Origin of the sequence: Hathewaya histolytica (assembly GCF_901482605.1) — a bacterium.
GTDB classification, from domain to species: domain Bacteria; phylum Bacillota; class Clostridia; order Clostridiales; family Clostridiaceae; genus Hathewaya; species Hathewaya histolytica.
The window spans coordinates 66176-78511 of the sequence record NZ_LR590481.1 but is presented as its reverse complement, the minus strand read 5'-3'; the positions used below and the strand labels follow the sequence as shown (position 1 = coordinate 78511).

Sequence of the window (12336 nt, the reverse complement as noted above, 5' to 3'; positions counted from 1 at the left end):
TAATTTTAATATAAACTTTTGATTCCTAGGTGTCTAAATAAAAAGGCTACGTTAGTACCAACCATACCTAAATCTATAACTATACTCTATTCTTACCTATAAAATAAAAACTCATCTAGTTTCATAGTAGTTAGATGAGTTCCTATCTTACTTATATCTAATATAAACATATTAAGAATTATAAACTTATATTGTATTTATCCGAATTAAACTTAGGTAAATTTAGCTTGAACTTAATAGATATAATCCTTAATCCAAAGGTTAAAATAAAACATAAATACAAAGATACTATTTGATATACCTTATAATAATTACATATATATAGTAAAATACTTCCTAAGATTGACGCTACTGCGTATATATCTCTTTTAAAAATCATAGGAGTATCCTGTACAAATGTATCTCTTAAAATTCCTCCACCTACCCCTGTAAGAAGCCCCATACACGTAACTAAAAACATGTTACTACTCTTATGATAAAATGCCAAATTCGACCCTACTGCTGTAAATGCTCCAAGTCCTATAGCATCAAATAACACTATAATATTCTTTAGTACTCTCATTTGGTCATACTTAGTCATAATATTTAAAAGCTGCTCTTTTGTCATGTATTTATTGTTTTTTACCTCTTCCATAGTTAGGGTTCTTTCTTGCTTGTCTTCATATCTATTAATAAATACTGGATATAAATAGAAAGCAGCAACTGAAGATATAATGCTTATGATGCAATAACTAGGCTTTCTGAAAGTTGTGGGTGGTAAATTTCCAAGTATGATGTCTCTAAATATTCCTCCCCCCACAGCTGTTATTATCCCCAAAAAGGTAACTCCAAATAAATCTAATTTTTTCTGCATACCAACTAAGGCACCAGATATAGCAAACGCAATGGTACCAATTATCTCAAAAATTTTTAACATAAACATTTTGTCGCCTCCTCAAAAGTAAATTATAAAAAAGAACATAAAAAGAGGGTAAAAAGCGTATAGTAGTCCATATGCTTTTTACCCCCTGTCCTTTTATCTGAAAGATTCCTCATTGAAATAAATACAATAAGTTGCTTCTTGGATGCTCTAATTAAAGAGACTCTCCAGGGCCATGTCCGATTATTGTATATTACCTGAAAGCTTCGATGTAATCTTAAGCTGGACTACAACTTTCTTCTACGGTTACTATTAGCTATTGTAGCTTAAGTATCTCCAATAATCCTCATCCATAATTATTAAATTTATTATTTCTTTTTACATATCTAATTTAACTTTAAATAGTATAAAAATCAAGCATTATATAAGTTATTTATTGTTAAATATATTCTATAAGCCTTATCTATAATTAGCTTATTTCCTCTTCTATTGATTTTAGTGAATCTTCCTCTATAACATCTTTAATCTTAATATCTGAGTTTAGATGTACTGTATTTGTTGGGTAAGGAATTTCTATACCCTCTTCTTTTAATATTTCTATTATATTAAAGTTTATTTGTTCTTTTATCTTTAAAAATGTTTTAAGATCGGTAATCCTAGTAAAATAATAGACTCCTAAATCCAAACTACTATCGCTGAATTTTTCTAAGACAACCATAACATCTTCCTTAATAACCTTCTTATTTTCTTTTATCATATTTTCAATTCTAACTATAGCTTTTTCTATCTTCTCTCTACTAGTTTCATATGCAATGCCTACAGTAAAGTTACACTTTCTTTTCCTTCTTCTTGTAAAGTTAGTAATAGGTCCATTGGCTATATCAGAGTTTGGTATTGTAACTACTTCTTGTGTAAAGGTTCTAACTCTTGTACTTCTAAAGGATATATCCTCCACTGTACCTTCTATACCGTCTATTAATACCCACTCACCTATATTAAAAGGCTTTTCAAGAATTAATATTATACCTGCAATTACATTGGCCGCAGCATCCTTAGCAGCTAAAGAAAATGCTAAACCTCCAAGTCCTACTCCTGTTATAAACATTTGTATATTTATATTCCATTCAGCTAATATAATAGTAGCTGCAAGAGCAATTATTAAAACTCTTATGCACTTCGATATAAATGGAAATAAAATTTTATCTACCTTTAAACCAAATTTTTCTTTAACTCCACTAGGAAGAAGTGAAAATTCTCCACTTAAGTTATATAACCCCCAAGATATTAGAGCTACAAACGAGGTCCTTAAGATCTTCGTAATAAATACCTTGTTTATTAAATAATTACCTCCCAAAATACTTAAAGCAGAATATATACCAAAAATCACAAATAACATATTTATTGGTTTTTCAAAGGATGTAATTATTTTAAAATTAGAAAAAACTTTAATCTTTCCTACTAACTTATTAATTAGTGATAATACATATTTTGTAAACACCCTTCTTAACACTAGAAATATGAAAAAAACTATAATAGCAGTAACAAGTCTTTTTAAGTTTTCATATTCATTATTAGAAAAAAAGCTTAACATTTTTGTAAGTCCGCTACCTATGCCAATAATTCCACTAAAAAATAGATGTGAAAAATTCATATTGTCATTCTCCTCTCTTTTGTTCAATTAAAATTCCTCACATACTATTTTAATATTAAACCACCTAATATTGCAATAATACCTATAATGGTCCAACTGGTAATATTTTCTCCTAGGAAAAAGTATGCAAATATTACGGTAAACACAGGGTTTAAGTTATTATATAAGGAAACCCTTGTAGTACTCTTACTCTTGCTAAGTCCATAAGTCCAAAGGAAATTTGCTATAAACATGGCTATAACACCAGAGTATAGAAGACTTATAAATAATTTAAAATTCATAGCTTTTAAGTTTATGTTAAGTCCTGACATTACTAGCATCATAATTGCTGTAATATTTATGGCAAATGTAGTTATCTCACTTGAAGGATATTTATTTATAAGTCCCTTGGAAAAGACCATATATACAGCATATCCAAAGGCACTTACAAAAATAATTACACCACCCAACATGTTATCTCTTGAAAAATTTATGTTTCCAGGTGAAAAAATCACAAATACTATACCTATAAAAGATATAAATATAGCAAGCATTGACCTCTTGCTTATCTTCTCAACACCATAAAAATGATTAAGTAAAGACACTAAAATGGGCAAAACCCCCATTATAATAGCTGTATTTCCTGCAGAAGTTTTTCCTATTCCTATTCCATATAACCATTGAAATATAAAGAATCCCACTAAAGATACAAATATAATCTTTTTTATGTCTTTTTTCTCTACAGGTACATAATCCTTTTTTAAAAACAAAAATATCCAAGAAAATATGGCCGCAAATAAGATTCTTAATACATTATATTCAGTAGGAGTAACAATGCCTAGACTTCCCTTTATAACAATAGGTTTTATACCCCATATCATACTAACTAATATAAGAATAATATCTACATGGTAATTAGAATATTTCATTATTTATCACCTCAATAAGCTTACATAGATACAAATATAAAGTATATATATTTATATATTTTTATTATTTATTTTAATAATTAGCGATATCTCAAAATATAATTTACTACTATTATTTGAAGATAGATATATACTATACAAAATATAAAAACCAACTTTTTAAAGGTGCAATTACTTTTAAAAAGTTGGTTCCATAAAATAAATATTCTAGTATACAAATTAAATCTCTTTCTTTTATATAAATAATTATCCAAGTTGCATTATGATATATGTTATTCTATCTCTCTATCCTCCTAAATAATTTATCACTTATAAACACTACAAATAAATTAATAACAATTAAAACTAAAATTGATAATCCAAATGCCGTATTAGTTTCTTTAAATAAATAATATATAATACTTAAGGGGAGAATCGTAATCATTGCCATTATAGCACAGGATATTCCAGCTAAAATACTTTCTGATATATTAATATCTAAAGGTGTAGCTAATATAAATATATTATTAACAGATATACTTATAAAATTAATTAAAAGAAGGCATATAAGCCCTGTTAAAAGTTCAATTCTATTAATACCCTTCATGAAAAATATAGGTATAAATAATACTATGGTCACAGCTGATTTTAAAATATAATTATATATCACTATATAATTAATCTTCCTATATATTTTATCCGGTACCATTGTAAAATACATTTTTCCCATCTCATACTTTAAATTATCTGAAAAACTTTGTGAGAGATTTATATTCAAAATACAAAATGTTATTAAAAATCCTTTTAACTTATTTACTAAATCTGCATTAAAATAATTATTATATATAGTTAATATTATACCTACTACAAATGCTATTCCCCCCATTATAATATATTTTTTATTTGTATTATTTCTTGTATTGAAAATGTAAGATTTGTATAAAAAAGCCCCTGCTCCATTTATTCTAGTTAGTATATTGTCTTTATAACTTTCAATTTTTGTATCTTCCTTCACTCTCTCCTCAATTATATAAGTGTTAATATCTGTATCTTTTCTATCTTCTTTCATTTCTTCAATAAACTCTATTTTCTCTGCAATTTCTTCGTAGTAGTCTACAGCATAATAAACTGAAAGATACATAATTATTATAACTAATGCAATCATAAGAATAAAATCCAAAACACCTATCCTAGATTTAAATGGATAGATTATGAAGTTTTTTAACTGCCAAAACCCTATGGCCCTAAATTCCAACTTACTGTAAATAAGGCTATATAACCCACATCCTAAAGAAATCAATAGAAAAATACTAGTACTAATTCTAAGCTCTTTTCTGCATTTAACCCTAGACCTTAAAGAAAATATTAAAAAATTAAAACCCTTAATAAAGAGATATATTAAAATAAACCCAAGTCCACCTAAAAGAACCTTATAAAATCCTATCTTAAACTTTAAAATAAGGAATAATCCTATAAGAACGTAAGATATAAATAACCTTATAGAACTTTTTATAAGTGTAAATATAAATATGGCTCTTTCACTAATAGGACTTGAAAACAAATAATGCACATCGTGGGTATTAAAACTAAAAGAAGAATACTCATTATCTTTTTTTAGTAAGTTAGATAAAAATATTATTATTAAAATTCCCATTATAATATAATCTATTACAGCATAACTAAAAATCTTTGAAAGATTTATGGATTTTTTACTGAAAAATATTATACCAAAATACAGAATAGAAAATAACATTGTCCAAATTGCTTTAAAAAATGCTTTTATACAAACTAAGGGGTTAGAAAGTGCATATCTTTTATAAGCCCTAAACTGTAGAAATTGTATTCTTACTAAAGTTTTTAAATCTCTTATAACCATATACCTTCCCCCTTATTTTAAATCTACATTTTCTTGAGCACTATCAGTCATATTAATGAATATATCTTCAAGTTTCATATTGTTACCTTCTACTTTACACCTTAATTCTTTCATAGAACCATTAAATAAAATGTTTCCATTTTGCATAATTATAATATTATCTCCTAATTCTTCAACAGTAGCTAACATATGTGTACTTATTAAAACACTCTTTCCATTATCTCTTAATATTTTAAGAGCTTGCTTAAATTCCTTAATTCCAAGTGGATCAAGCCCTACAAAAGGTTCATCTATTAAAAATATATCTGGCTCGTGTAAAAGGGCCATACAAATAGAAAGTTTTTGTTTCATACCTTTAGATAAACTTTTTCCTATCTCATTTCTCTTATCAAATATATTAAACATAGATAGGATTTCTTTTGCCTTCCCTTCCCACTGTTTTAAGCTATAGGCTAGGGAAATAAATTTCATACTCTCCCAAACAGTTAAATAAGGATATATATCTGGGTTCTCTGGAACGTATGCAACATTCTCCTTCATTTCTCTAATATTCTTTCCATCAATTAATACTTCACCACTATTCTTTTTAAGTAATCCTAAAATACACTTAATAGTTGTTGTTTTACCTGCTCCGTTAGGACCTGCTAATATAGTTATAGCACTTTCCTTTAATTGAAAGTTAATATGATTAACAGCTAAATCCTTCTTGTATCTCTTAGATAAATCTTTTACGTCTAGAATACTCATAACTATACACCCCTAATATAGATTTAATCCCATATATAAATTAAGCACACAGACTAATTATATATACTTATTTATATAGTCTATAATTTATATGTTATATATACATACTGGTAAATTCAACATTAACCTCCTTAAATTTATCTTAAATAAAGTTTTAATCGCCAAAAAATAAAAAAAACATCTTACATAATGTAAGATGTTTTTGGTGATCTACCGGGGAATCGAACCCCGGACACCATGATTAAAAGTCATGTGCTCTACCGACTGAGCTAGTAGATCATATTACCCGGCAGTGTCTTACTCTTCCACAGGGCTTCCCCTGCAGTACCATCAGCGCTGTAAAGCTTAACTTACCTGTTCGGTATGGGAAGGAGTGTTACCTTTACGCCATTACCACCGGATGCATTGAGAGATGTTCTCTCAAAATTGCACAATGAAAATTATATTGGTCAAGTCCTCGACTTATTAGTATGAGTCAGCTACACATGTTACCATGCTTACACCTCTCACCTATCAACCTTGTGTTCTTCAAGGAGTCTTACTGACTTTCGTCATGGGAAATCTAATCTTGAGGTGGGCTTCACACTTAGATGCTTTCAGTGTTTATCCCTTCCCGACATAGCTACCCAGCTGTGCCACTGGCGTGACAACTGGTGCACCAGAGGTCAGTCCATCCCGGTCCTCTCGTACTAAGGACAGCTCCTCTCAAATTTCCTGCGCCCGCAGCGGATAGGGACCGAACTGTCTCACGACGTTCTGAACCCAGCTCGCGTGCCGCTTTAATGGGCGAACAGCCCAACCCTTGGAACCGACTTCAGCTCCAGGATGCGACGAGCCGACATCGAGGTGCCAAACCTCCCCGTCGATGTGGACTCTTGGGGGAGATCAGCCTGTTATCCCCGAGGTAGCTTTTATCCGTTAAGCGATGGCCCTCCCACGAGGTACCACCGGATCACTAAGCCCGACTTTCGTCCCTGCTCCACTTGTATGTGTCGCAGTCAGGCTCCCTTCTGCCTTTGCACTCTACGCGCGATTTCCGACCGCGCTGAGGGAACCTTTGGGCGCCTCCGTTACACTTTCGGAGGCGACCGCCCCAGTCAAACTGCCCACCTAACAATGTCCGACGACCAGATTCATGGCCTTTCGTTAGAATTCCAGTACTGTCAGGGTGGTATCCCAAGGATGACTCCATACCCCCTGACGAAGGTATTTCCAAGTCTCCCACCTATCCTGTACAGACAATACCGAAATTCAATGCTAAGCTACAGTAAAGCTCTACGGGGTCTTTCCGTCCAACTGCGGGTAGCAAGCATCTTCACTTGCACTACAATTTCACCGGATTTGTTGTTGAGACAGTGCCCAGATCATTACGCCATTCGTGCGGGTCGGAACTTACCCGACAAGGAATTTCGCTACCTTAGGACCGTTATAGTTACGGCCGCCGTTTACTGGGGCTTAAGTTCACTGCTTCGCTTACGCTTACAGATCCCCTTAACCTTCCAGCACCGGGCAGGCGTCAGCCCCTATACATCAGCTTACGCTTTAGCAGAGACCTGTGTTTTTGTTAAACAGTTGCCTGGGCCTATTCACTGCGGCCTAGCTTTCGCTAGGCACCCCTTCTCCCGAAGTTACGGGGTCAATTTGCCGAGTTCCTTAACAACAATTCTTCCGCCGGCCTTAGGATTCTCTCCTCATCTACCTGTGTCGGTTTGCGGTACGGGCACCAAACTTCTCCATAGAGGCTTTTCTTGGCAGCGTGGAATCAGATACTTCGCGAAAAAAATCGCTCCTCGTAACACCTCAGCATTGACTAAACGGATTTGCCTGCTTAGCCTGCCTAAGTGCTTGAACACACACTCCAACAGTGTGCATATCCTATCCTTCTGCGTCACCCCATTTGTCAAACGAAGTTTGGCGGTATCGGAATATCAACCGATTGTCCATCGCCTACGCCTTTCGGCCTGGGCTTAGGTCCCGACTAACCCTGAGAGGACGAGCCTTCCTCAGGAAACCTTAGATATTCGGCCAATAGGATTCTCACCTATTTCTCGCTACTCATGCCAACATTCTCACTTCTGCATCGTCCACCGCTCCTTTCGGTACGACTTCAACCAATGCAGAAAGCTCCTCTACCATGTACATAGTACATCCATAGCTTCGGTGGTAAGTTTTAGCCCCGGACATTTTCGGCGCAGGATCTCTTGACTAGTGAGCTATTACGCACTCTTTAAATGAATGGCTGCTTCTAAGCCAACATCCTAGTTGTCTTAGAAATCCCACATCCTTTACCACTTAACTTACACTTTGGGACCTTAGCTGATGGTCTGGGCTCTTTCCCTTTTGACTACGGATCTTATCATTCGCAGTCTGACTGCCAGGATACAAGTATACGGCATTCGGAGTTTGATAGAGTTCGGTAAGCGGTGAAGCCCCCTAGCTCATTCAGTGCTCTACCTCCATTACTTAATTACCTGACGCTAGCCCTAAAGCTATTTCGAGGAGAACCAGCTATCTCCGAGTTCGATTGGAATTTCTCCGCTATCCACAGCTCATCCCATGGTTTTTCAACACCAACGTGGTTCGGACCTCCACGAAATTTTACTTTCGCTTCATCCTGGCCATGGATAGATCACTCGGTTTCGGGTCTACGACATGCAACTAATTCGCCCTATTCAGACTTGGTTTCCCTTCGGCTCCACACCTTCAGTGCTTAACCTCGCTACATATCGTAACTCGTTGGCCCGTTCTACAAAAAGTACGCCGTCACACATATAAAGTGCTCCGACCGATTGTAGGCACACGGTTTCAGGTTCTATTTCACTCCCCTCCCGGGGTTCTTTTCACCTTTCCCTCACGGTACTTCTTCACTATCGGTCACCAGGTAGTATTTAGCCTTGGGAGGTGGTCCTCCCTGCTTCCCACAAGGTTTCACGTGTCTCGTGGTACTCTGGATCAGATCTGTAGTCTTCTTGTTTTGTTTACAGGACTATTACCTTCTATGGTGAAGCTTTCCAGCTTACTTCAACTACAATAGCCTCTACGTTTATGATCTGTCCGCAACCCCAGAAACAAGTTTCTGGTTTGGGCTCTTTCCCTTTCGCTCGCCGCTACTTAGAAAATCGATTTTTCTTTCTCTTCCTCCGGGTACTTAGATGTTTCAGTTCCCCGGGTCTACCCTCCTGAACCTATGTATTCAGTTCAGGATATATACCGTTAGGTATATGAGTTTCCTCATTCGGAAATCTGTGGATCACAGCCTATGTGCGGCTACCCACAGCTTATCGCAGCTTATCACGTCCTTCTTCGGCTCCTGGTGCCAAGGCATTCGCCATGCGCCCTTTCTAACTTGACCTATCATGAGTAACTAAATTAATTTATATTAATCAGTTAATTATAGTTTATTTATTCATTGTGCAATTTTCAAAGAACAAAATTGAAGAACTTTAGTCCTTCAAAATTAAACAGAGTAAGTGCTCGCTACGAAAAGGCGATAGCCTTCTCGATTTCTCCTTAGAAAGGAGGTGATCCAGCCGCAGGTTCTCCTACGGCTACCTTGTTACGACTTCACCCCAATCATCGATCCCACCTTCGGCCGCTGGCTCCTTACGGTTACCTCACGGACTTCGGGTGTTACCAACTCTCATGGTGTGACGGGCGGTGTGTACAAGGCCCGGGAACGCATTCACCGCGACATTCTGATTCGCGATTACTAGTAACTCCAGCTTCATGTAGGCGAGTTGCAGCCTACAATCCGAACTGAGATTGGCTTTGTGAGATTGGCTCCACCTCACGGTCTTGCTTCTCTCTGTACCAACCATTGTAGCACGTGTGTAGCCCTGGACATAAGGGGCATGATGATTTGACGTCATCCCCACCTTCCTCCTGGTTACCCAGGCAGTCTTGCTAGAGTGCTCAACTTAATGGTAGCAACTAACAACAAGGGTTGCGCTCGTTGCGGGACTTAACCCAACATCTCACGACACGAGCTGACGACAACCATGCACCACCTGTCACCGAGTTCCCCGAAGGGCACTCCTATGTTTCCACAGGATTCTCGGGATGTCAAGCCCAGGTAAGGTTCTTCGCGTTGCTTCGAATTAAACCACATGCTCCGCTACTTGTGCGGGCCCCCGTCAATTCCTTTGAGTTTTAATCTTGCGATCGTACTCCCCAGGCGGGGTACTTAATGTGTTAACTGCGGCACCGGAGTATTGAAACCCCGACACCTAGTACCCATCGTTTACGGCGTGGACTACCAGGGTATCTAATCCTGTTTGCTACCCACGCTTTCATGCCTCAGCGTCAGTTACAGTCCAGAAAGCCGCCTTCGCCACTGGTGTTCTTCCTAATATCTACGCATTTCACCGCTACACTAGGAATTCCGCTTTCCTCTCCTGCACTCTAGATATCCAGTTTGAAATGCAGCACCGGGGTTAAGCCCCGGGATTTCACATCCCACTTAAATATCCGCCTACGCATGCTTTACGCCCAATAAATCCGGACAACGCTTGCCACCTACGTATTACCGCGGCTGCTGGCACGTAGTTAGCCGTGGCTTCCTCCTCAGGTACCGTCATTATCGTCCCTGAAGACAGAGCTTTACGATCCGAAGACCTTCATCACTCACGCGGCGTTGCTGCGTCAGGGTTTCCCCCATTGCGCAATATTCCCCACTGCTGCCTCCCGTAGGAGTCTGGGCCGTGTCTCAGTCCCAATGTGGCCGATCACCCTCTCAGGTCGGCTACGCATCGTCGCCTTGGTGAGCCGTTACCTCACCAACTAGCTAATGCGCCGCGGGTCCATCTCAAAGCGGATTGCTCCTTTAATCTTTCTAACATGCATTAAAAAGATATTATGCGGTATTAATCTCCCTTTCGGGAGGCTATCCCCCTCTTTGAGGCAGGTTACCCACGTGTTACTCACCCGTCCGCCGCTAATCCGTTCCCCGAAGGGAACTTCATCGCTCGACTTGCATGTGTTAAGCACGCCGCCAGCGTTCGTCCTGAGCCAGGATCAAACTCTCAATTTAAAAGTTTTCCTTCTTGCTCAAGCATTTTACTGACTTGAATTGTTTTTTCTTTTTCTCAAAAGAATGCGAGTTCTTTTATCTTACTCTGTTTAATTTTCAAAGACCAATTTCTTTCGCTTTTGTCACTCTCTTCAAGCGACTATTATATCTTATCAGATGTTTTTACTTTTGTCAACATTCTTTTTAATTATTCTTCATAATTTTTAAGAATGCTTGTCACTTATTGTTGTTTTATGTTTCCCTAAGCGACGAAGATTATTTTAACATATTAATTCACACTAGTTCATATATAATATGTCAAAAATCTAAATTAAATTTATATAGCTCAATATAACTAAATTTATCTATAGATTTTATATATAGATACGCCTGGTAGATTGTACCCCCAATATATCACTATTTTTTATAAATAACACTACACAGTGTAAATAATATGATTTAGAAATTCTATTATATTACTTATTACTTAGTAACATTCTCTACAAACTCTATATTATCTATAACCTTATTATAATTATAAAAACTCTAAAATATAACAACCTATAAATTATATATTCTATATCTTTCATTTCCTACTTGATTTTATTATTATATTCAATAATTCTTTACCAAATTCATTAATGCTATTCATTAGATATAAATATAATTTATCTAATACGTTATAAGCTTGTTAATTCATAATGATTATTATATAATAATTATGAATTAACAAAAATATTATATTCTTGAGGTGATAATAAATGGATCAATTAAAAAAGGGAATGATGGCACCTGATTTTAAAATCATAGGATCTGACAATAAAGAACATAGTTTAACTGATTATAAAGGAAAAAATGTTGTATTATACTTTTATCCAAAAGATAATACTCCAGGATGTACTATTGAAGCTATAGACTTTAAAGAAAATGCAAATAAATTTAATGAACTAAATACTGTGATTCTAGGTGTTAGCCGGGACTCTTTAAAATCCCATGATAAATTTATAGGAAAGCATTGCCTACCATTTACACTTCTATCAGACTCTGAAGAAAGTCTTTGCAGTCTTTACGGAGTTCTAAAGGAAAAGAATCTATTTGGGAAAAAATCTATAGGTATTGAAAGAACTACTTTTATAATTAACGAAGAAGGAATAATTGAGAAGATATATAGAAAAGTTAAAGTTTCAGATCATATTGCACAAATTATTTCCTTTTTAGAAAATAATAAATAACATTTTCTCTAAAGAGTATTATTATAAAAACAACTTAATTAATAAAGATAATGCTATGCTTTTATTGTTTAACTGA

Annotated in this window: 6 protein-coding genes, 1 tRNA gene, 3 rRNA genes and 1 riboswitch; of the genes, 1 reads left to right on the top strand and 9 read right to left on the bottom strand. The window is 35.6% G+C overall.

The annotated features are described in order from the left end of the window. Positions 1–178: 178 nt before the first annotated feature. From FGL08_RS00395 to FGL08_RS00355, 9 genes are all read right to left on the bottom strand, one after another. Positions 179–922, bottom strand: a complete 744-nt coding sequence (locus tag FGL08_RS00395; RefSeq protein WP_138208929.1) for a trimeric intracellular cation channel family protein — start codon at positions 920–922, stop codon at positions 179–181. 75 nt (positions 923–997) lie between these two features. Beyond that, positions 998–1100, bottom strand: a riboswitch (glycine riboswitch). 228 nt (positions 1101–1328) lie between these two features. Continuing rightward, the gene (locus FGL08_RS00390) at positions 1329–2537 is read right to left on the bottom strand and encodes a mechanosensitive ion channel family protein (RefSeq protein ID WP_171011932.1); all 1209 of its coding nucleotides are present in this window, start codon (positions 2535–2537) and stop codon (positions 1329–1331) included. A 17-nt stretch (positions 2538–2554) separates the two neighbouring features. Beyond that, a complete protein-coding gene (locus FGL08_RS00385; RefSeq protein ID WP_138208927.1) occupies positions 2555–3418 on the bottom strand; it encodes a DMT family transporter in 864 nt (287 codons plus the stop codon). A gap of 277 nt (positions 3419–3695) precedes the next feature. Then, positions 3696–5273, bottom strand: a complete 1578-nt coding sequence (locus FGL08_RS00380) for a putative ABC exporter domain-containing protein (RefSeq protein WP_138208926.1) — start codon at positions 5271–5273, stop codon at positions 3696–3698. Between the two features lie 12 nt (positions 5274–5285). Continuing rightward, complete coding sequence (locus tag FGL08_RS00375; protein ID WP_243117912.1) at positions 5286–6020, bottom strand: ABC transporter ATP-binding protein; 735 nt, start codon at positions 6018–6020, stop codon at positions 5286–5288. A 203-nt stretch (positions 6021–6223) separates the two neighbouring features. Beyond that, positions 6224–6299, bottom strand: a tRNA-Lys gene (locus FGL08_RS00370). A 5-nt stretch (positions 6300–6304) separates the two neighbouring features. Further along, positions 6305–6421 (bottom strand): 5S ribosomal RNA (gene rrf / locus FGL08_RS00365). Between the two features lie 44 nt (positions 6422–6465). Then, a 23S ribosomal RNA gene (locus FGL08_RS00360) occupies positions 6466–9372 on the bottom strand. A 162-nt stretch (positions 9373–9534) separates the two neighbouring features. After that, positions 9535–11049 (bottom strand): 16S ribosomal RNA (locus FGL08_RS00355). Together the 16S, 23S and 5S rRNA genes with 1 tRNA gene alongside form the textbook arrangement of a ribosomal RNA operon. Before the next feature lie 740 nt (positions 11050–11789). Between FGL08_RS00355 and bcp the strand changes: the two genes are divergently transcribed. After that, positions 11790–12260 carry a thioredoxin-dependent thiol peroxidase gene (gene bcp / locus FGL08_RS00350; RefSeq protein ID WP_138208925.1) on the top strand — a complete coding sequence of 157 codons (471 nt, stop codon included), beginning with the start codon at positions 11790–11792 and terminating at the stop codon, positions 12258–12260. Positions 12261–12336 lie beyond the last annotated feature (76 nt).

What these genes read in the sequence shown, in the direction of transcription:
- FGL08_RS00395 (WP_138208929.1), bottom strand. Translation starts at nt 922, where the DNA reads ATGTTTATGTTAAAAATTTTTGAGATAATTGGTACCATTGCGTTTGCT.
- FGL08_RS00385 (WP_138208927.1), bottom strand. Translation starts at nt 3,418, where the DNA reads ATGAAATATTCTAATTACCATGTAGATATTATTCTTATATTAGTTAGT.
- FGL08_RS00380 (WP_138208926.1), bottom strand. Translation starts at nt 5,273, where the DNA reads ATGGTTATAAGAGATTTAAAAACTTTAGTAAGAATACAATTTCTACAG.
- FGL08_RS00375 (WP_243117912.1), bottom strand. Translation starts at nt 6,020, where the DNA reads ATGAGTATTCTAGACGTAAAAGATTTATCTAAGAGATACAAGAAGGAT.
- bcp (WP_138208925.1), top strand. Translation starts at nt 11,790, where the DNA reads ATGGATCAATTAAAAAAGGGAATGATGGCACCTGATTTTAAAATCATA.